We start from the raw sequence: 19,602 nt of genomic DNA on the forward strand, positions 1-19,602 counted from the left end.
AATTCCCGCCGACGGGGGAGCGGCGAATTCCCTCCCCGCAGCGATGTGCGGGCACGGCGCCCGCTGCGAATGTCGGCGGAGCACATGTGAACGCGGTTCGAAGTCCCGTAGTCCCTACAGGCCCGCAGTTCCGATCCCCGAAAGGCAGCCGTGAATTCGCAACCCTCTCCGTACGCCGGACACCGCATACCGGGGGCCGCCCGTATCGGCGCGGCGGCGTGGATCGTCGCCGCCGTGCAGTTCTTCGCCGTCCAACTGGCCGTGCAGTCCGGCTGGCGTACGCCCTACAGCTGGGCGACCTTCAACATCAGCGATCTGGGGAATGTCCACTGCGGGAAGTGGGACGCCTCCCGGCCGCGTTATGTGTGCTCACCGCTGCACGACGCCATGAACGTCTCCTTCGCCGTCCACGGAGTGCTGTTGCTGGCCGGAGCGCTGCTGATCGGTGGCTGCTGGGGGCGCGGGGGAGCGGCCGTGGCCGCCAGAGTGCTGTTCGTGCTCAATTGCGGCGGATGGGTGCTGGTGGGTCTCGTGCCCGCCGACGTCAACGAGAACCTGCATGTGCTGGGCGCGCTCTTCATCATGGGGCTGGGAAACATCGGGCTCGTGTGTGCCGGATTCCTGCGCCGGGATTCCCTTTTCGGGGGCGGACGTCTCCGCTTGGTGACCCTCGCGATCGCCGCCGTCGCGCAGTTGGCGACGTGGCTGTTCTTCGCGCAGGCCGATCCCGGAATCGGGCTGGGCGGTATGGAAAGGCTGGCGGCCTTCGCGCTGGACGCCTGGGTTCTCGTCATGGCCGTCGCGGTCTTCCGTGCGGAGAAGCCCGTCGAGAGGCCCGCCGAGAAGCCCGCCGGCCGGGCGCACGGGGCGCCCGGCCGCTCTGGGACGTGGGTGTGAGACCTGGTCACACGGCTCGCTGGGGAGAAGGGCTCAGGGGAGGCCGGTCACGAGTGCTCCCTCACCTGCTTCTCTGGCTCCGGACGCCGCCTCCGCCGCCCGGAACGCCGTTCTCCCCGATGCCGCCGCTCGGATCGCCGTTGGCGCCCCCGGGGTCGTTCCCGCCGTTGACGTTGCCGCCGTCGACCCCGCCGATGCCGGGGTCGGTCGGGGTCGGGGGAATCGTCGGCGTGGTGGGCGGCGGCTCGGGCGTGGAGGGGTCGTCCGTGGGCTTGTTCGTGGGCTTGTTCGTGGGTGTGTCCGGCGTGTCCGTGCCGGGCGGCGTGGTTGTGGGGCCGTTGGTGCGGGGCGGCTGGGTGCTGGGCAGGTCGGCGTTGCCGTTGGTCTCCAGCTTGAAGTCCTTGACCGGGCGGCCCTTGAGGGCCGTCTTGGTGTAGGCGCCCCAGATCTCCGCTGGGAAGCCGCCGCCGTTGACGCGGGACTCCCCTCCGGCGCCGTACAGCGGCTTTTGCACACCGCTTTTCGAGTCCTGGCCCATCACGCTGATGACGGTGGCCAGATCGGGGGTGTAGCCCGCGAACCAGGCCGCCTTGTCCTCCTCGGCGGTGCCCGTCTTGCCCGCGGCCGGGCGGCCCGCCGACTGGGCCGCCCGGCCGGTGCCGTTCTTGACGACGCTGCGCATGATCGCCGTCGTGGTGTCGGCGGCGACCCGGGGGACGGCCTGCTCGGGGTCGTGGTCGGGCAGGTTGACGACCTCGCCGCCGCGGGTGGCCTTGCGCACCAGGCTGTAGGAGCCGTGCTTGCCGTGGTTGGCGAGCGTCGCGTACGCCTCGGCCATGTCCAGGGTGGAGGCCGTGGTGACACCGAGGGCGATCGAGCCGTCCTCCGGCATGTTCGGCACGCTCTTGGGGACGCCCAGGTCGATCGCGGTGTCCTTGACCCGCTTGGGGCCGACGTCCACGCCCATCTGCGCGAAGACGCTGTTCACGGACTTGTCCAGGGCCGTGGTGACCGGAATCCGGCCGTAGGACCTGTCGTCCTCGTTGGCGGGGGAGTAGTCCGTGCCCTTGCCGTCGCTGACGACCTCGCGCTTGTTGGTGCCGTCATAGATCGTGCGCGGCGTGATCGGCAGGTTGCCCTGGGTCTTGGACTTGTTCTGAAGGGCAGAGGTGAAGATGAACGGCTTGAAGGTGGAGCCCACCTGGTAATCGCGCCGGGTGGCGTTGTTGACGTACTGCTTGGTGTAGCCGATGCCGCCGTACATCGCGACGACATCGCCGGTCTTCGGATCCACCGAGGAGCCGCCCGCGCGGACGTGCTTGTCGATCTTGCGGTTCTTCTTGTTCAGCTGGGACATCAGCTTGTCGTCGACCGCGTCGCGCATGGCCTTCTGCTTCTTGGGCTGGATCGTGGTGGTGATCCGGAAGCCGCCGGCGGCCAGCCGCCGCTCATCGATGATCTTGTTGCCGATGAGGTGGTTCTTGACCGCCTCCACCAGATACCCGCGCTCGCCCGCCATGTTCCCCGGCGGCTTGGCCTTGTCGGGCTCGGGGAACTTCGCCCCGTCGCGGGACGCCTTGCTGAGCCAGCCCTCCTTGACCATGCCGTCCAGCACGTACTCCCAGCGCGCGATGGCCCGGTGCTTGTTCTCCGGGTGGGCGCGGGTGTCGTAGGCGTTGGGGGAGTTGACCAGCGCGGCGAGGTAGGCGCCCTCCTCCGGCGTGAGTTTGCTGACGTCCTTGCCGTAGTAGGCGTGGGCCGCCGACTGGATGCCGTAGGCGTTGCGGCCGAAGTAGCTGGTGTTCAGATAGCCCTGGAGGATGTCGTTCTTGCTCACCTCGCGGTCGAGCTTGAGCGCGATGAAGAACTCCTTGGCCTTGCGGGAGACCGTCTGATCCTGCTCCAGGTAGTAGTTCTTCACATACTGCTGGGTGATGGTGGAACCGGACTGGCGGCCTTTGCCGGTGACCGTGTTCCAGCCCGCGCGGACCATCGCCTTGGGGTCGACCGCCGACTCGTTGTAGAAGTCCCGGTCCTCGGCGGCCAGCACCGCGTGCTGGGTCGTCTTGGGCACCTGATCGAGATTGACGTTCTCCCGGTTGACCTCGCCGTCGCGGGCGATCTGGGTGCCGTCGGCATACAGGAAGACATTGGTCTGCGCCGCCGCCGCCTTGTTCGGCGCGGGAATGCTGACGAGCAGGTATCCGGCGACCAGCGCGCCGGAGATCAGCAGGATGACCAGCAGCAGCCCGCCCAGCACCATCCGCCAGGTGGGCAGCAGGCGGCGCCAGCCGGTGCGGCGCCGTTTGCCGCCGGCCGTGGCAGGGCCGTCCGCCTCCTTCTTCTGGCTGCCGGCCTCGCTGTTCGGCTCGTCACTCATGTCTGCAGGGACTCCTCGTCCAAAGTCGGGCGATTCGCGGTGTACGCCCCGTAGAACACTGTCGCACCCTCCGCACCTGAGAACGACGTGGGGCCACACCGGGAGTGACCGGCACCAGGGCCGATCGGCCGGGGGTCTCACCCGGCCCGGTGATTAAACGGTGGCTGATCACCCAACGGGTCGGCTAGGCTCCGGCGCTTCGTTTCTCGTACGGAAGTGCTACTTGGAAGACGGTGGAGGAGCTCGAAAGGATGCGCTTACTCCGCCTCTATTTCACCGTGGCCGCGAGTGGATTCCGGCGATACGCCACCTACCGGGTGGCAACGGCGGCCGGGGTCTTCACCAACACCGTCTTCGGATTCATCCTCACGTTCACCTTCATCGCCCTGTGGAACGAGCGGCCCCAGCTCGGAGGTTACGACCAGTCCCAGGCACTGACGTTCGTGTGGACCGGACAGGCGCTGCTGGCCGCTGCGGCCCTGATGGGCGGTGGCTTCCAGGAGGAGTTCCACGAGCGGATCCGCAACGGCGATGTGGCCGTCGACCTGTACCGGCCCGTCGACCTCCAGCTGTGGTGGCTCGCCTCCGACCTCGGGCGCGCCGCCTTCCAGCTGCTGGGCCGCGGCATCGTCCCGATGACTGCCGGGGCACTGGCGTTCGACCTCGCGCTGCCGGTGTCCCCGGGTGTGTGGCTGCTGTTCCTGGTGTCGGCGGGGGTGGGCACGGTGGTGAGCTTCGCGCTGCGTTACCTCTTCGCGCTGTGCGGCTTCTGGCTGCTGGACGCGACCGGGCTCGGCGCCCTGTCCGTGCTGCTGAGCGTCTTCTTCTCCGGGATGCTGCTGCCGCTGACCGTCTTCCCCGGCGCGCTCGGCGAGATCGTGCGGTGGCTGCCGTGGGCCGCCACGCTCCAGGTGCCGGCCGATGTGCTGCTGGGGGTGCGTCAGGGCGGGACGGCGGTGACGGGCCTCGCCTTCCAGGCGGGCTGGGCGCTGGTGCTGCTGGGCGCCGGGCGGCTGCTCCAGGCGGCGGCCACGCGCAAGGTGGTGGTCCAGGGTGGCTGACGCGGCGGACGAGGGGGCACTGCGCCGCGCGGTGTGGGGGCTGCGCGCGTACGGCTTCACCGTGGGGATGTGGGTGCGCTCGACGATGGCGTACCGGACCTCCTTCGTGATCATGCTGGTGGCCAGCTTCGCGACGACGTTCCTCGACTTCGCCGCGATCATGATCATGTTCTCCCACGTGGACGAGCTGGGCGGCTTCTCGCTGCCCGAGGTGGCCTTTCTCTACGGCACCTCCGGCGTCGCCTTCGGCCTGGCCGACCTGCTGCTCGGACAGTTCGAACGGATCGGCCGGCGGGTGCGCGACGGCACGATGGACGTCCTGCTGATGCGGCCCGTGCCGGTCCTCAGCCAGGTGGCGGCCGACCGCTTCGCGCTGCGCAGGCTGGGACGGGTCAGCCAGGGGGCGCTGGTGCTGGGCTGGTCGCTCTTGCGGCTCGAGTTGGACTGGAGCGTGGGCAAGGCGCTGCTGACGGTGTCGATGGTGGTGTGCGGCGGCGTCATCTTCGGCTGTGTGTTCGTCCTCGGCGGCGCCTTCCAGTTCTGGGCGCAGGACGCCACGGAGGTGCAGAGCGCCTTCACCTACGGCGGCACGACGATGCTCCAGTACCCGCCGACCGTCTTCGGCAAGGACCTGGTGCGCGGGGTGACGTTCGTGGTGCCGCTGGCCTTCGTCAACTGGCTGCCCGCGCTGCGCGTGCTGGGCCGGGACGATCCGCTGGGGCTCCCCGGCTGGCTGGACTTCGCCGCTCCCGCCGTCGCGCTGCTGTGCTGCGCGGTGACGGGCCTGGCATGGCGGGCCGGGCTGCGCGCGTACCGCAGCACCGGCAGTTGACGCAAGCAGCACCGACGGTTGACGGAAGGCGGGGAGTGACTGTGGGCGACGACGGCGGTATCGACGGCCGCACCGACGGGTTCATCGACGTAAGGGACCTGGAGAAGTCCTTCAGAGTCCGCCGCAAGGCCGGCTTCCTGCGGCGCACGGCCGAGGAGGTGCGCGCCGTGGACGGCATATCCTTCGCGCTGCGGCGCGGCGAGATGGCGGGGTTCATCGGGCCCAACGGCGCGGGCAAGTCGACCACCGTCAAGATGCTCACCGGCATTCTCACGCCCACCGCCGGGCGGCTGCGGGTCGCGGGCGTGGACCCCCAGCGGGAGCGCACCCGGCTGGTACGGCGCATCGGCGTCGTCTTCGGGCAGCGCACCACCTTGTGGTGGGACCTGCCGCTGCGCGACTCCTACGGGCTGGTGCGCCGGATGTACCGCATCCCCAAGGCCCGCTACGAGGCCAACCTGGAGCGCTGCGTCGAACTGCTGGAGCTGGGCGGGCTGCTGGATGTGCCGGTGCGACAGCTCTCGCTGGGCCAGCGGATGCGCGGCGACATCACGGCGGCACTGCTGCACGACCCCGACGTGCTCTACCTGGACGAGCCGACCATCGGCCTCGACGTCGTCAGCAAGGCCAGGGTGCGGGAGTTCCTGGCGGACCTGAACGCCCAGCGGGGCACCACGGTGCTGCTGACCACCCACGACCTGAGCGACATCGAGCACCTGTGCAAGCGGGTGGTGGTCATCGACCACGGCCGTCTGATGTACGACGGGGCGCTGGCCGGGCTGCACGAGGCCGGCGAGAGCAGGCGGACGCTGGTGGTGGACCTGGAGCGCGAACTGCCCCCGATCGAGGGAGTGGAGGGCGCCCGCACCGTCCGCACGGAGGGGCCGCGCCAGTGGCTCACCTTCCCCGCCTCGGCCAGCGCGGCACCCCTGGTCGCCCGGATAGCGGCCGACTACCCGCTGGTGGACCTCTCGGTCAGAGAACCGGCTATCGAGGATGTGATCGCGCGGATGTACGCGGGGGAGGGCCGGGGGTAAACGTCCGCCCCAAACCCCAAGGCGGGGAGCCGTCACAGCTTGGCGGGGCTGGAGCCCTTCAGCGCCTTGAGGTCCATCGCCTGGGCCATCGCGCGGTAGCCGTTGTCGCTCGGGTGCAGGTGGTCGCCCGAGTCGTAGGCCGCGCGCAGCCGCTCGGGGTGCGCGGGGTCGCGCAGGGCCGCGTCGAAGTCGACCACGGCGTCGAAGACCTTGCCCGCGCGGATCTGCTCGTTGACCGCGCGCCGGGTGGCGTCCAGGCGCGGGGTGTAGCCCCGGTGGCCGCCGAAGGGCGTGAGGGTCGAGCCGACGACCCGCAGTCCGCGCGCGTGCGCCTGCCGCACCAGATCCCGCAGCCCGTTCACGATCTTGGTCGGGTTGCGCTGGCGGGGCGGTTTGATGACGTCGTTGAGGCCCATCTCGATGACCACGGCTTTGACACCTGTACGGGAGAGCACGTCGCGGTTCATCCGGGTGAGCGCGCTGGGGCCGTTGTTGGGTGAGAACTTGCTGCCGTCGACCAGCACGCGGTTGCCGCTGACCCCGCCGTTGAGCACGCTCAGCCGGGGCGCGTCCCGCTCGGTGCGCAGCCGCTCGGCCAGGAAGTCGGTCCAGCGGCGGTTGGCGCCGGGGCTGGAGGTGATGCCGTCGGTGATCGAGTCGCCCAGCACGGCGACGGCGCCCTGGGTCTCGGCGCTCCACACGTCGACCCCGGTGAGGTAACGCCAGTACGGGCTCTGCTGGTTGAAGGCCGTGCCCGCCGTCTCCTCGGCCCGGTCGCCCTCGGCGACGTAGCTGGTCTGGCGCGCGTAGGGGTGGTATGTGACGGGGCCCGAGGGGCTCGGCGAGTAGGTGGTGACCAGCAGGTCGGCGGCGTGCGGCACGTTGAGCCGGACCGCGTCGCTGGTGACCTCGCCGCCCGCGGGGATGGTGACCGAGGACTTGTTGCCGAACGTGAGCCGGCGCATGGTGCCCGCGGCGGCCGTGGGGTTGCTGGGCGCCGCCGCCAGCGCGATCGTCGCGTGCGAGACGGTCAGCGGCCGGTTGCCGAAGAGGTTGGAGAGCTGGATGCGGGCGCCCGTGCCGCCGACGGAGGTGTGCACCACGTTCCGTATCGACATGTTCGCGTAGCCGTCGCGGCTGTTGGGCTCCGCCGCGGCGGGAGACGCCGACCAGCTGCCGATCCAGTTGCCCGAGGAGGCCGGGGACGCGTCGTTACGCGCCTGGGAGGAACCTCCCCCCTGGCCGCTGTCGCTGTCTCCGACCCCGATGAATATCGCGGTCGAGACGAGGACCACGATCGCCGCCAATCCGGCGAGCAGGGCATAACCCATGTTCCTGGTCACGCGCGGTGTGTCTCCTCGGGCTGACGGAGCCGCAAGCTCCGAATGGTCGGCGGTGCCATGATCCCACGATCGGGGCACGGCCTCCGCCTGGGGCCGCGCGCGGGAAGGGGCGCATCGTGCGCGGTGCTGCCCGGCACACAGGCTGGTGCCGGGCGGCGTTCCGTAGCGCCCGAACAGACAGACGCGACAGAGGCGGAGTCCGTTCCACCCGGCGTCCGGCGAGGGGAACGGGGGAGAATGGCGAGGGACGCTCCGGGTGAATATGGCATTTGGGGCTATGGACCTGACTGACCTGGCGTTTCCTGCCGGGGCTCCTCTGTGGGACCGGGGGCTCGGGCGGTGTCCAGGGGGACGGCGGGAGCGGATGGAACGGACAAACAAGGGCGAGCTGCCTGCTCGTGAGGATGCCCACGTGAGGCCGATCACACACGGTGGTTCCGGTTTCGGTGGGGCCGGGGGAGGGGATGGCGCTGCGTTGGGCCGAACGGGCGGCGTCTCCGGGGGGCCTGACGGGACCGAAGGGTCTGAAGGGCCTGTCGGACCTGAAAGGGGCGATGGGCGCGGGTCGGCCGGTGGGCCTGGCGCGCGCGGCGGCCCTGGTGGTTCTGGAGGCCCCGCCGGTGGTCCCGGCCGCTACGGCGGTCCCGGCGGCCTGGGTGGGTTCACGGCGGCCGACGAGCAGCGGCGGCGCGGGGTGCGGCGGATGAAGACCATCGCCACCGGTGCGCTGCTGCTGATGGCCACCGTCTTCGTCCTGGTCAAGTGGGCGGGCCACGCGGGTGCCGGCGGCTGGACGGGCTACGTCGCGGCGGCGGCCGAGGCGGGCATGGTCGGCGCGCTCGCTGACTGGTTCGCGGTCACCGCGCTCTTCCGTCACCCGATGGGGCTGCCCATCCCGCACACCGCCATCATTCCGACCAAGAAGGACCAACTCGGTCAGAGTCTCGGTGAATTCGTCGGCGAGAACTTCCTCTCCTCCGACGTCGTCCGCACCCGGCTGCGCGCCGTCGGCATCGGCAACCGGCTCGGTGCCTGGCTCGCCGAGCCCGCGCACGCCGAGCGGGTCACCGCCGAGCTGGCCACCGCGCTGCGCGGGGCGCTGACCGTCCTGCGCGACTCGGACGTCCAGGCCATCGTGAGCGAGGCCATCACCCGCCGCGCCACCGCCCAGGAGGTCGCGCCGGGGCTGGGCACGATGCTGGAGAAGATCGTCGCGGACGGCGGCCACCGGCGGATCGTCGACCTGGTGTGCGTCCGCGCGGCGGAGTGGCTGGAGCTGCACAGCGACTCGGTCATGGACGCGGTCACGGGTGGCGCGCCCGGCTGGACGCCGAGGTTCGTGGACCGGAAGGTCGGCGACCGCGTCTACCGCGAACTGCTGCGCTTCGTCACGGAGATGCGGGACATGCCCGACCATCCCGCGCGCGGCGCCGTCGACCGCTTCTTGTCCGACTTCGCCGCCGACCTCCAGTCCGACCCGGAGACCAGGGCCAGGGTGGAGCGGCTCAAGAACGAGGTCCTGGGCAGGGGCGAGGTGCAGGACCTGATCGCCTCCGCCTGGGGCGCCGTACGGTCGATGCTGGTGGCCGCCGCCGAGGACGAGCGCAGCGAACTGCGGGTGCGCGCCCGGTCCGCGCTGCTCTCGCTGGGCAAGCGGATGGCCCAGGACGGGCGGCTCCAGGGCAAGGTGGACGGCTGGGTCGAGGGCGCGGCGGTCTATCTGGTGACCACCTACCGCGACGAGATCACCTCGCTGATCTCGGAGACCGTGGCCGGGTGGGACGCGGAGCACACCTCGAAGAAGATCGAGGCCCACATCGGCCGCGACCTCCAGTTCATCCGTATCAACGGCACCGTCGTCGGCTCGCTGGCCGGGCTCGCCATCTACACGGTGGCGCAGCTCTTCGGCGTGTAGAAAGGGCGGCTCTTCGGCGTGTGGAGGGCGCAGCTCTTCGGCGTGTGGAAGGGGCAGGGAAGGGCGTAAAGGGCGTGGTGGTGGCCGTCGGTCCGGGTCCTGGTCCGGTGTGTGAACACGGTCTTGTGGTTCTGAACACCCTCTTGGAGGATCGGCTGATTCGCCTGGAGGGAGAGCGACGTGAAACTGCTGCGCGTCGGATCGGTGGGAGCTGAGCGTCCCGCGCTGCTGGACGAGACCGGAACCCTGCGCGACCTGTCGGGGCTGGTCGGCGACATCGACGGAGCCCTGCTCGCGGACGGTGCCGCGCTCGGGAGGGTGCGGGAGGCCGCCGCCGCGGGGACGCTGCCGGAGCTGGCGTCGTCCCGCGCCGGGGCGGAGGACACGGGCGCGGAGAGCCTGCGGATCGGGCCGCCGCTGGCCAACATCGGCAAGATCGTGTGCATCGGGCTGAACTACCACGATCACGCCCGGGAGACCGGAGCGCCCGTTCCCGAGGAGCCGATCCTCTTCATGAAGGCCCCGGACACGGTCGTCGGCCCGCACGACACCGTGCTGATCCCGCGCGGCAGTGTGAAGACCGACTGGGAGGTGGAGCTGGCCGTCGTCATCGGCCGCACCGCGCGCTACCTGGACTCGCACGAGGAGGCGCTGGCGGCCGTGGCGGGCTACGCCGTCGCCAACGACGTGTCCGAGCGCGCCTTCCAGATCGAGCGCGGCGGCCAGTGGGACAAGGGGAAGAACTGCGAGACGTTCAACCCCCTGGGCCCCTGGCTGGTGACCGCCGACGAGGTGCCGGACCCACAGGCGCTGACGATGCGCCTGTGGGTGAACGGCGAGCTGCGGCAGGACGGTTCGTCCGGCGACCAGATCTTCCCCGTGGCCGAGGTCGTGCGCTACCTCAGCCAGTTCATGACGCTGTACCCGGGCGACGTGATCAGCACCGGCACCCCCGCCGGCGTGGCCATGGGCATGGCCGAGCCCAAGCCGTATCTGCGCGAGGGAGACATGGTCGAGCTGGAGATCGCGGGCCTGGGCAGACAGCGGCAGGTCATGAAGTCCGCGTGAACGAGCGCGCCGTCTCCAGCACCTGAAGGGCCGCCGCCGCCTCGTGCGCCGTCACCGGCGGCGGCGTGCCCTCGCGCAGGGCCACGGACACCGCGTCGTAGAAGGCCGGGTAGTCGCCGTCCAGCGTCGGCACCGTACGCACCTCGTCCAGCGCGCCGAGCGTGCCCCACTCGAACTCGGGCTCCACGCCCCACGGCATGCCCTGCGCGGGCCGTGCGCCCTCGCGCAGGGCGGCCTCCTGCGGGTCGAGCCCGTACTTCACATACGCCGAGCGGCTGCCCAGCACCCGGAAGCGCGGCCCGAGCTGTGCCGCCGTCGCGCTCATCCACAGGTGGGAGCGGACGCCGTTGTCGTGGGTGATGGCGATGAAGGTGTCGTCGTCGGCCGCCGCGCCAGCCCGGCGCACATCGGACTCGGCGTAGACCGAGGCGGCCGGGCCGAACAGGGTCAGCGCCTGGTCGACCAGATGGCTGCCCAGGTCGTAGAGCAGCCCGCCCACCTCCTCCGGATCGCCCGACTCGCGCCAGCCGCCCTTGGGCCGGGGCCGCCAGCGCTCGAAGCGGGACTCGAAGCGGTGCACCTCGCCCAGCGCGTCCTCGGCCAGGAGGGCGCGCAGGGTGAGGAAGTCGTTGTCCCAGCGCCGGTTCTGGAACGGCGCCAGCAGCAGCCCGCCGGCCTCGGCGAGCGCCGCCAGCTCGCGGGCCTCGGCAGCCGTGGGCGCCAGCGGCTTGTCCACGACCACCGGCAGGCCCGCTTCCAGCGCGCGCCGGGCGAGGTCGACATGGGTGCGGTTGGGGGTGGCGACCACCACCAGGTCGAGCCTGTCCGCCTCGGCGAACAGCTCGTCGGCGGTGGCGACGGTGCGCACCTCCTCGGTGCCGCGCCCGCCCGCCGCGCGCGCCTGCTTCTGGCGTCCGGGGTCGGAGGTGACGACCGTATCCAGCGCCAGCCCCGGAGTGGTCGCGATCAGCGGGGCGTGGAAGACCGATCCGGCGAGGCCGTAGCCGAGGAGGCCGACGCGGAGCGGGGTGACGGAGGTGTCCATGCGGTTCATGGCCCCCACCCTTGCAGCAGCCGGAGCCCGGGGGCACACCAACGGTCCGGACGAGGGAACCCACCCGGGGGCCGGAGGCCGTGGATCTGGGCGCCTTACGGCGTACGTCCCGGCTGACCGGGCACCGCCCCTGCGGTTACGCTGAACGCGGCGGCCGGTCGTACACCGAGGTACTCCCCGCCGGCCGGACCACCACGAACCTGGCAGGAGCCCGCCCGTGGCAGAGCGCAAGCCCATCGAGTCCTGGCTCACCGACATGGACGGTGTGCTGATGCACGAGGGGATTCCCGTCCCCGGAGCCGACTCCTTCATCAAGCGCCTCAAGGAGTCCGGACGCCCCTTCCTGGTGCTCACGAACAACTCGATGTACACCCCCAGGGACCTGCACGCCCGCCTGGCGCGCATCGGGCTGGACGTACCCACCGAGAACATCTGGACCTCGGCGCTGGCCACGGCGCAGTTCCTGGACGACCAGCGCCCCGGCGGCACCGCCTACGTCATAGGAGAGGCCGGGCTGACGACCGCGCTGCACGACATCGGCTACGTCCTCTCGGACGCCGACCCCGACTACGTCGTCCTCGGTGAGACCCGCACCTACAGCTTCGAGGCGCTGACCAGGGCCATCCGCCTCATCAACGACGGCGCCCGGTTCATCGCCACCAACCCCGACGAGACCGGCCCCTCCGCCGAGGGCGCCCTGCCCGCCACGGGCTCCGTCGCGGCCCTCATCACCAAGGCCACCGGGCAGCACCCCTACTTCGTGGGCAAGCCCAACCCGCTGATGATGCGCGCGGGCCTCAACGCGATCGGCGCGCACTCGGAGACCAGCGCCATGATCGGCGACCGGATGGACACGGACGTCCGCGCCGGCATGGAGGCGGGCCTGGAGACCTTCCTCGTCCTCACGGGCCTGACCAGGCCCGACGAGATCGAGCGCTACCCCTACCGCGCCTCCAGCGTCGTCGACTCCATCGCCGACCTGGTCGACAAGATCTGACGCCGCCCGGCTCCGCACGGAGCCGCGCCGCCGCCGTACGGAGTAAGAGGCCCGCCCCGGGGATGCGGAGCGGGCCTTCTGGCCGGACCGCCGGACTGACCGACGGAGGTTCGCCATGGCCCGGCCCCGCGGTGCGGGCCCTACGCCGAGGGCCCGCCGTCCGTGCGCTCGCCGGCGCCCGCGCCCCTGGCCAGGCGACCGCAGAGCAGGGCGAAGAGCGTGCCCAGCGCGGTCCACAGCACCGCGTGGGCGGCGAAGGAGAGCACGCGGAAGTCCCACAGCAAGGTGGCGGACACCGGGACGGCGTCGGGGTTGTCCGGGAGCAGGAAGAGCGCGGCGAGCGTGGCGACCACGGTGGCCGCCGCCGCGGACTGCCGGGCCGGCAGCCCGTGCCCGGCGCGGCCGAGCCGTACGTGGAACTGGCGCGCGAGCACCAGCCCCAGCACGCTGATCACCAGCGCGGCCACCCACAGCCCCTGCCGTTCGGTGACGGTGCCGCTGTCGCCCACGCCCGGCGGGTTGGCCGGATAGCGCAGGCCGGGCAGCAGCGAGAGGGCGAGGAAGCCCGCACCGGCCAGCCCGAGGCCACGCTGCCAGGCGCGGCCGTCGGCCATGGGGGCCGAGCGGTAGACCAGCACGTAGGCGAGCGTGAAGAAGACCCCGACGGCGAGGCCCACCACCGCGGCCGTCACCACCAGCCCGAAGTGCTGGGTGCCCCGGGTGAAGACCTCCTCGGCCTCGGCGGCGTGGTGATGGCCCGACTGGGCGGCGGCCGAGCGCTTCTCCTCCAGCCGGATCGCCCTGTCCATCAGGGGTTCGGCCAGCAGCAGCGAGAAGAGCCCGGAAGCCAGCCCGGCGAGCGCGCCGGCGCCCAGGCCCCGGCCGAGAAGGGGCAGCAGCGGGTAGGGAGTTGTCTCAGCGGAGACGGACATGTGTGCGTGCCCCGATCAGTGGCAGGGGGCGCCGAAGAGGTGGCGTCCGTCGTGCGAGAACTCGTGCAGGTAGTTGCCGGTGGCCGAGACGAGGTTGCCGTTGTCGACGAAGACGGCGTAGAGCGCGATCAGCGCCACGATCGCGGCGGCGGCGACGATCAGCCAGTCGCGCGTCCTGACCGTCGCGGAATGGATGGCTGACGGGTCGGCGGTGCCGGCTCCCGAGGCCGCCGCCGGTGTGCTGTGTGCGATGTGCGGAGACATACGCCTTCCTCCTCCTGGGGTTTCCACGCCCCGTCAGGTGGAGAAGCGACGGGTCAGTTCCTGACTCCCGTACGCGTCGCACGCGTACGGACACAGTGGCGGGACCGTCCCGGATTCGCACCGGCTTCCTGCGCACCGTCGCCTCAGTATGGAAATGTGCTGTTCGGAGCGTTGCAGCCTGACATGTGCACTGTCAATAAGGACTCCGTCACGTGGCGTTCGCCGGCCACGCGGAACCGGAGCGTCCGCAGGCCCCTGGAGAGGGCCCGTAACAGCTCTTCGACAGCATCGGTGCCGGGAAAATCCGTGTGACACGATGGAGCGACGATTTGTCCATGGGGGCCGGGGCGTCCCCAGGAATACGGCCAAAGGGGAGTGGATGTACGGCAGTTACGACAGCAGGCCGCCGCGCGCGGCCCGCGTCCGGCTCGCCGCGTCAGGTGCGACAGTGGGGGCGATGCTGCTGCTTGCCGGATGCTTCTCGTCCTCGGACGACAGCTCCGACGACGGCGCCAAGGGCGGCTCCGCTGTCGACCAGCGCCCCAAGTCCGAGTCCCCGTACTGGGTCAACCCCTCGGGAAACGCCGCCAAGCAGGTCAGCACGTACGAGCAGGACGACAAGGCCGACGACGCCAAGCTGATCAAGAAGATCGCGAGTCAGCCGGTTGCCGACTGGATCACCCGCCCCGAGCCGCGCTCCGAGGTCGAACGGCTGACGAAGGACGCGGACAAGGCCGACCGCAGCGCGCTGCTCGTCCTCTACAACCTCCCGCACCGCGACTGCGGGCAGTACAGCCAGGGCGGCGCCAAGGGCGCCGAGGAGTACCGCGCGTGGCTCGACAACGTCGTCAAGGGAATCGGCGACCGCTCCACCACGGTGGTGGTCGAACCGGACGCCATCCCGCACCTGCTGGCCGAGGGCTGCACCCCGAAGCAGTTCCACGAGGAGCGCTACCAGCTGCTGAACGAGGCCGTCAGCAAGCTCAAGCAGCTCCCGAAGACCAAGGTCTACCTCGACGCGGGCAACCCCGACTGGGTGCGCGACCCCGGCGGCCTGGTCGAGCCCCTGAACCGCGCGGGCATCGCCAAGGCGGACGGCTTCGCGCTGAACGTCTCCAACTACCAGACGACGAAGTCCAACCGGGCCTACGGCAACAAGGTCTCGCCGATGGTCGGCAACAAGCCGTTCGTCATCGACACCAGCCGCAACGGCAACGGCCCCGTCAAGGGCGCCGGCGGCGAGGAGTCCTGGTGCAACCCGCGGGGCCGCGCCCTGGGGGAGCCGCCCACCACGAAGACCGGTGACAAGCGGGTGGACGCCTACCTGTGGATCAAGCGGCCAGGCGAGTCGGACGGCGAGTGCAAGGGGGGCCCGAAGGCGGGCCAGTGGTGGCCCAAGTACGCGTTGGAGCTGGCACGTAACGCCAAGCGTTAGAGCGTGCCCCGAAGGGGCGCGGGGAACTGCGCGCCCAGCCCCGACGCACCCGCATTCTGCCAAGTACAGGCAGGGGCACCCCATGCTCAGCACCAGGAAAGAGGGCAACAGAAAGATCCGCCGGACGGGCTGAAGTCAGCCCGCCCGGCTTCGCTCAGTTCGGGTTCACCTTCGGGTCGCCCGTCGTCGCCGTCGTGTGCTGGGCCGTCGGGTCGACGTTGACCTTGAGCCACTTCGCCTTGGACGGGATGCCGTCCTTGTCGATGCCGTAGACCATCCACCAGCCCGGGGTCACGAGCGAGGGATCGTCGGGGAGCGTCGTGCGCAGCGTGCCGTCCTCGGACTTCCGCATCTTCAGGGCGACCGACGACTGCTCGACGTTGGTCACATGCGTGAAGGACCCGGGCCGCACGAGCCGCAGCTTCTTCAGCTTCGCGGCGTCCTCGCTCTTGAAGGACACGCTGTCGCCCAGTGACAGCGTCTTGCGGCTCTTGCCGACGTCCTGGAGATCGGGCTGCTTCTTGCCCTTGTTGAGGTAGGGCGGGGTGTAGATCTCGATCCGCTGGTCGAACTGGCCGGGCTTGGTGTTGGCCTTGTCGGAGTAGAGCGAGTCCGAGCCGAAGGTCATCACGCGGCCGTCGGGCAGCAGCAGGCCGCCGGAGTGGTAGTTGCGGCCGACCAGGGGTGCGGCGGCCTCGTCGAAGGCGTTCTTCTTCGGGTCGTAGATGCCCGCCTTGAGCACGTTGCTGTCGCCCTTGCCCCGGTACTGCCCCGAGCCGTTGGTCGTCAGCACGGTGTCGTTCGGCAGGATGACGCTGCTGGGGTAGCGGACCTTGTCGTAGAGCTTGGGGCCGTCCTGGAAGCGGGGGCTGTCGGTGCTCAGATCCACGATGCGGGTCTTGTCGGTGGTCTTGGGGGACTCACCGACCCCGCCGCCGCCCTCGACCATGTACTTGCGCGACTGCGTCGGCGGCAGCGGCACGGACATGGAGGTCTCCAGGGTGTCCGGGTCGCTCATGCCGGGGATCTTGGTGAACTGGTTGGTCTCCAGGTCCCAGACGCCGGGGATGCGGCCCTTGTTGTCGGGGCCGTAGCCGGCGGTGGTGCCGCTGAAGAAGAGCCGGTTCTGGCCGATCAGGTGCAGCCCGGGGTAGGTCGGGAAGAAGCGTGTCTTGGGCAGGTAGTACCACTTCTTGGTGTCGGGGTTGTAGATCTCGTTCTTCCCCGGCACGACCTGGCCGATGTCGTCGAGACCGGAGACGGTGAGCACCCTGCCGTCCTGGAGGGTGACCTGCGTGGGGTACCAGCGGGCCTCGTGCATCGGGTCGACGGTGATGTAGCGCTCGGCCACCGGGTCGAACTCGTAGGCGTCCTTGATGCCTTGGAAGTCCTTCTTGTCGAAGGACATCTTCTGGGCGATGCCGTAGATGTTCCTCTTCTCGGCGCCCCGCAGCCCGCTGACCGTGTACTTGTCCTGGGAGCCCGTGGAGTACTGGCGGCCCTTGTGCTCGGCCTCGGCGTAGACGCGCGCCAAGCTGGCCTCCACCCGGACCCGGCCGAGGGCGTCCGTCTTCTTCTTCGCACGAGGGATGATCACATCGTTCTGCGCGACGAAGGTCTTGCCGTCCTCCTTGCCGGTGAAGCGGGTGCCCTTCTTGACGGTCTTGGCCCGGTCGGGGCTCTCGTTGTAGAGGAACATCAGCCCGCCGGCCTTCTTCACATCGCCCTTGAGCGTCTCGTAACGCTGGGTACCGCCCGCGACCAGCAGCTTTCCGTCGGGGAGCTGGTTGTGGCCCGAGCAGAACAGGTCGCTGGGGGTGGGGATGTTCTTGAAGGTGTTGTCGACCGGGTCCCACAAGACGGTGCGGAAGCTCTTCGAGTCGAAGTTCTTGGCGTTGTTGCCGGAGCCCGCGACCAGCAGAACCTTTCCGGTGTTGAGCAGCGCCGCGTGGATCGTGTTGATCCGGTACTTCTCGGGGATGTCGACGAACTGCCAGTGGCCCTTCTCGGCCTTGTACTCCGGCTGGTTGATCTCGTACTCGTGATACTGCTCCGAGGCGAAGCCGTACAGGGCGGGCCCGTTGAACCCGGCTATCACGAGTACGACCGCCGTGCCGATGGCTATGCGCCTGGCCCGACGGCTCGGTCGGTACTTCATTTCTTACGTCCCCCAAGGGCGATCTGCATGGTCTCGTCAGGTGAGCCTGCCCGGCCGCGGGGACCCTGCGCGGGTGCGGGCGCCACGGGGAGCTCGGCGGTGGTCGCCGCCCCGCCGCCGGGGCCGCCGGTCTCGGCGGCCGGGGGCTTCTGACCGGAACCGTGCCGGTGTTTCTTCGAGTGCTTGCGCTTCTTCTTCTCCGCGCGGACGGTGAAGCGCCACCCGATGATCGGCGCCGCCGTGATCAGCAGCGCGAGCGCGGCCCAGGTGAGCATCGCCGGGTGGTCATGGCCCAGGTAGAGCGAGCCCACGAACGAGCCACCGAAGATCAAGATGAAGAAGAGATGCACCCGGAAGGTGCCGAAGAGCGTGTCGGGGCTGGCCGAGTCGCCCTTGGGGGTGACCACGAACTTGCTCTTGCGACGCAGCAAGGTGTCGAAGAGGGAGCGCGCGTAGATCGGCGCGGACAGCGCGGACATCAGCATGCCGGCCAGACCGCCGGAGCCCTCGGGCTCGTGGGGGGAGACGTTGTGCCGCCGGTTCCAGACGTACAGGCCGATCTGGAGGGCCGTGGCGTTGCCGTACAGCGCCATCCACACGGTGGGGTCTATCTGGACACCGGAGGCGCCCATGCCGAGGAAGAGGGCGCAGGAGAGGGCGGCGAGGATCCAGTTGAGCGCCGAGATCGGGTAGAAGATCATCAGCATCGTGTAGTTGAAGAGCTTCCCGAACGGCATGGTGCCCAGGCCGCGCCAGTACTGCTTGAGGATCGTCTCGTAGGTGCCGCGCGACCAGCGCAGCTGCTGGGTGAAGAAGTCCGTCCAGGCGTTGGGGCCTTCGCCGACCGCGAGCACGTCGGGGGTGTAGACCGAGCGCCACTTGTTGCCGGTCTCCGGGTTCTTGTGGCGGTGCATCTCGAAGCCGGTGGCCATGTCCTCCGTGATGGAGTCGTAGAGGCCGCCGATGGCCTTGAGGGCCTTGATGCGTACGGCGTTGCTGGTGCCGACGAACATCGGCGCGTCGTAGCGGTTGCCCGCGCGCTGGATGAGCGCGTGGAAGAGGAACTGCTGGCTCTCGGCCGCCTTGGTGACGAAGTTGTCGTAGTTGCCGTAGACCTGGGGGCCGATGACGAAGCCCACGTCGGGGTCACGGAAGTATCCGAGCATCCGCTCCAGGTAGTTGGGGAGCGGGACGTGGTCGGTGTCGACCCCGGCGAAGTAGTCGTAGTGGTCGCCGTGCGCGTCCAGCCAGGCGTTGTAGTTGCCGTGCTTGGTCTTGGCACGGAAGGCACCCTTGTCGGTGTTCCACTTGGCGACGCCCTTGCGGGAGAAGTGGTGCACCCCCAGGCGCAGGCACACGTCCTTGACCTCGGGGTCGTCACCCTCGTCGAGCAGCCACACGTGCATGGTGCCGCGGTGCCGGATCCTGATGGCCGCCTCCAGGGTCTTGGTGACCATCTCGATCGGCTCCTTGCCGGGCACGAACGAGGTGAGGAAGGCGACGCGGGTGCCGGACTCGGGCACCACGGGTATCGGATCGCGCGCGACCAGCGTGGCGTGCGCGTTGGAGACGACGTTCAGCGTGCGGAACAGCTCGATCAGGCCGATCGAGACCAGCATGACGATGTCGAGCTGGAGGACCAGGTCGGAGACCTCGCCCTTGTCGCGCTGCGTCCAGTGCTGGGGCTGCATCAGCCACACCAGCAATCCGGCCGACAGCAGCGGGGCCAGACACAGCAGGAAGCCCGCGCGTACCCGGTGCGGTTCGTCGGCCAGCAGGCTGCGGTACCCGACGCGGTAGGGCTTGCCGGGCTCGGGCTGGTTGAGCGGCCCGGCCAGCCGGCTGTAGTGCTCGTAGTCGTAGCGTGGCAGGGCCTTGCGGGTCCAACGGTGGCCGCGTCCGGAGGTGCCGCGCTGACGCCGCTGTCCGGGTATCCGCAGCTGCGTCGTCCGGGTGGGGTCGTCGCCGGACTCCGGCGGTCGGGGGCCGGCTGGCGGCATGGTCATCAGGGCATCCCCCCACACGCGGCGCACCGCGTGTTCTCGTGCTGGCCCGCGTCCTCGGCCCCCTAGACGCTGGCGCGGCGTGCTTCGGCCGCTGCTTCTGAGACAGCGACGGGCCGACTTCCGGTTCCATGGTCGTAGTCACGTGTTCACCACGCCTCCTCCCCCGGCGCGTGGTGCGGGGACGCTCTGCCGCCCGGCCCCTCACCTGGGCGACTACGCGGAC

The 19,602-nt window shown here is 70.1% G+C and carries 15 protein-coding genes and 1 riboswitch; of the genes, 8 read left to right on the forward strand and 7 right to left on the reverse strand.

Annotation, left to right across the window (positions count from 1 at the left end):
- Positions 1 to 150 precede the first annotated feature (150 nt).
- Entirely contained in the window at positions 151 to 897 is a 747-nt protein-coding gene (locus OHB04_RS26345) for a DUF998 domain-containing protein (protein ID WP_326808449.1), read from the forward strand.
- A 61-nt stretch (positions 898 to 958) separates the two neighbouring features.
- On the opposite strand, the gene OHB04_RS26350 is transcribed toward OHB04_RS26345, so the two are convergent.
- Positions 959 to 3,277 (reverse strand): transglycosylase domain-containing protein, encoded by a 2,319-nt coding sequence (locus tag OHB04_RS26350; protein ID WP_326690126.1) that lies wholly within the window; start codon positions 3,275 to 3,277, stop codon positions 959 to 961.
- Positions 3,278 to 3,528: 251 nt separating this feature from the next.
- On the opposite strand from OHB04_RS26350, the gene OHB04_RS26355 reads away from it, so the two are divergent.
- The 3 genes from OHB04_RS26355 (at position 3,529) to OHB04_RS26365 (ending at position 6,207) form a co-directional block, all read left to right on the forward strand.
- Complete coding sequence (locus OHB04_RS26355) at positions 3,529 to 4,338, forward strand: ABC transporter permease (RefSeq protein WP_326690127.1); 810 nt, start codon at positions 3,529 to 3,531, stop codon at positions 4,336 to 4,338.
- A gap of 67 nt (positions 4,339 to 4,405) precedes the next feature.
- Entirely contained in the window at positions 4,406 to 5,170 is a 765-nt protein-coding gene (locus tag OHB04_RS26360) for an ABC transporter permease (RefSeq protein WP_326692914.1), read from the forward strand.
- The gene (locus OHB04_RS26365; protein ID WP_326690128.1) at positions 5,128 to 6,207 is read left to right on the forward strand and encodes an ABC transporter ATP-binding protein; all 1,080 of its coding nucleotides are present in this window, start codon (positions 5,128 to 5,130) and stop codon (positions 6,205 to 6,207) included. Before OHB04_RS26360 ends, OHB04_RS26365 begins: the two co-directional genes overlap by 43 nt.
- Before the next feature lie 32 nt (positions 6,208 to 6,239).
- Here OHB04_RS26365 and OHB04_RS26370 read toward each other — a convergent pair whose 3' ends face one another.
- Positions 6,240 to 7,538, reverse strand: a complete 1,299-nt coding sequence (locus OHB04_RS26370; RefSeq protein WP_326692915.1) for an SGNH/GDSL hydrolase family protein — start codon at positions 7,536 to 7,538, stop codon at positions 6,240 to 6,242.
- Positions 7,539 to 7,914: 376 nt separating this feature from the next.
- Here OHB04_RS26370 and OHB04_RS26375 point away from each other — a divergent pair, with 376 nt between their 5' ends.
- On the forward strand, positions 7,915 to 9,465 hold the full coding sequence (locus OHB04_RS26375) for a DUF445 domain-containing protein (RefSeq protein ID WP_326690129.1): 1,551 nt from the start codon (positions 7,915 to 7,917) through the stop codon (positions 9,463 to 9,465).
- A 180-nt stretch (positions 9,466 to 9,645) separates the two neighbouring features.
- Positions 9,646 to 10,533 carry a fumarylacetoacetate hydrolase family protein gene (locus OHB04_RS26380; protein WP_326690130.1) on the forward strand — a complete coding sequence of 296 codons (888 nt, stop codon included), beginning with the start codon at positions 9,646 to 9,648 and terminating at the stop codon, positions 10,531 to 10,533.
- Here OHB04_RS26380 and OHB04_RS26385 read toward each other — a convergent pair.
- Complete coding sequence (locus OHB04_RS26385; RefSeq protein ID WP_326690131.1) at positions 10,517 to 11,587, reverse strand: Gfo/Idh/MocA family protein; 1,071 nt, start codon at positions 11,585 to 11,587, stop codon at positions 10,517 to 10,519. The genes OHB04_RS26380 and OHB04_RS26385 overlap by 17 nt on opposite strands.
- 217 nt (positions 11,588 to 11,804) lie before the next feature.
- Between OHB04_RS26385 and OHB04_RS26390 the strand changes: the two genes are divergently transcribed.
- Positions 11,805 to 12,584, forward strand: a complete 780-nt coding sequence (locus tag OHB04_RS26390; RefSeq protein ID WP_326690132.1) for an HAD-IIA family hydrolase — start codon at positions 11,805 to 11,807, stop codon at positions 12,582 to 12,584.
- Positions 12,585 to 12,724: 140 nt separating this feature from the next.
- Here the strand turns inward: OHB04_RS26390 and OHB04_RS26395 are convergent, their stop codons facing one another.
- The gene (locus OHB04_RS26395; RefSeq protein WP_326690133.1) at positions 12,725 to 13,516 is read right to left on the reverse strand and encodes a CbtA family protein; all 792 of its coding nucleotides are present in this window, start codon (positions 13,514 to 13,516) and stop codon (positions 12,725 to 12,727) included.
- Between the two features lie 15 nt (positions 13,517 to 13,531).
- The gene (locus tag OHB04_RS26400) at positions 13,532 to 13,780 is read right to left on the reverse strand and encodes a hypothetical protein (RefSeq protein WP_326690134.1); all 249 of its coding nucleotides are present in this window, start codon (positions 13,778 to 13,780) and stop codon (positions 13,532 to 13,534) included.
- 33 nt (positions 13,781 to 13,813) lie between these two features.
- Positions 13,814 to 13,935, reverse strand: a riboswitch (cobalamin riboswitch).
- Positions 13,936 to 14,159: 224 nt separating this feature from the next.
- On the opposite strand from OHB04_RS26400, the gene OHB04_RS26405 reads away from it, so the two are divergent.
- Positions 14,160 to 15,215, forward strand: a complete 1,056-nt coding sequence (locus OHB04_RS26405) for a glycoside hydrolase family 6 protein (protein ID WP_326690135.1) — start codon at positions 14,160 to 14,162, stop codon at positions 15,213 to 15,215.
- 154 nt (positions 15,216 to 15,369) lie between these two features.
- On the opposite strand, the gene OHB04_RS26410 is transcribed toward OHB04_RS26405, so the two are convergent.
- On the reverse strand, positions 15,370 to 17,373 hold the full coding sequence (locus tag OHB04_RS26410; RefSeq protein ID WP_326690136.1) for a kelch motif-containing protein: 2,004 nt from the start codon (positions 17,371 to 17,373) through the stop codon (positions 15,370 to 15,372).
- Positions 17,370 to 19,379, reverse strand: a complete 2,010-nt coding sequence (locus OHB04_RS26415; protein WP_326690137.1) for a glycosyltransferase family 2 protein — start codon at positions 19,377 to 19,379, stop codon at positions 17,370 to 17,372. The genes OHB04_RS26410 and OHB04_RS26415 overlap by 4 nt, the downstream gene beginning before the upstream one ends.
- Positions 19,380 to 19,602 lie beyond the last annotated feature (223 nt).

Source organism: Streptomyces sp. NBC_01775 (assembly GCF_035917675.1).
In the GTDB taxonomy this organism is placed as follows: domain Bacteria; phylum Actinomycetota; class Actinomycetes; order Streptomycetales; family Streptomycetaceae; genus Streptomyces.

Excerpts from the sequence above, each read along its gene's own strand:
- OHB04_RS26350 (WP_326690126.1), bottom strand. The coding sequence starts at position 3,277 with ATGAGTGACGAGCCGAACAGCGAGGCCGGCAGCCAGAAGAAGGAGGCG.
- OHB04_RS26355 (WP_326690127.1), top strand. The coding sequence starts at position 3,529 with ATGCGCTTACTCCGCCTCTATTTCACCGTGGCCGCGAGTGGATTCCGG.
- OHB04_RS26360 (WP_326692914.1), top strand. The coding sequence starts at position 4,406 with ATGTGGGTGCGCTCGACGATGGCGTACCGGACCTCCTTCGTGATCATG.
- OHB04_RS26365 (WP_326690128.1), top strand. The coding sequence starts at position 5,128 with ATGGCGGGCCGGGCTGCGCGCGTACCGCAGCACCGGCAGTTGACGCAA.
- OHB04_RS26370 (WP_326692915.1), bottom strand. The coding sequence starts at position 7,538 with ATGGGTTATGCCCTGCTCGCCGGATTGGCGGCGATCGTGGTCCTCGTC.
- OHB04_RS26375 (WP_326690129.1), top strand. The coding sequence starts at position 7,915 with ATGGAACGGACAAACAAGGGCGAGCTGCCTGCTCGTGAGGATGCCCAC.
- OHB04_RS26385 (WP_326690131.1), bottom strand. The coding sequence starts at position 11,587 with ATGAACCGCATGGACACCTCCGTCACCCCGCTCCGCGTCGGCCTCCTC.
- OHB04_RS26395 (WP_326690133.1), bottom strand. The coding sequence starts at position 13,516 with ATGTCCGTCTCCGCTGAGACAACTCCCTACCCGCTGCTGCCCCTTCTC.
- OHB04_RS26400 (WP_326690134.1), bottom strand. The coding sequence starts at position 13,780 with ATGTCTCCGCACATCGCACACAGCACACCGGCGGCGGCCTCGGGAGCC.
- OHB04_RS26405 (WP_326690135.1), top strand. The coding sequence starts at position 14,160 with ATGTACGGCAGTTACGACAGCAGGCCGCCGCGCGCGGCCCGCGTCCGG.
- OHB04_RS26410 (WP_326690136.1), bottom strand. The coding sequence starts at position 17,373 with ATGAAGTACCGACCGAGCCGTCGGGCCAGGCGCATAGCCATCGGCACG.
- OHB04_RS26415 (WP_326690137.1), bottom strand. The coding sequence starts at position 19,379 with ATGACCATGCCGCCAGCCGGCCCCCGACCGCCGGAGTCCGGCGACGAC.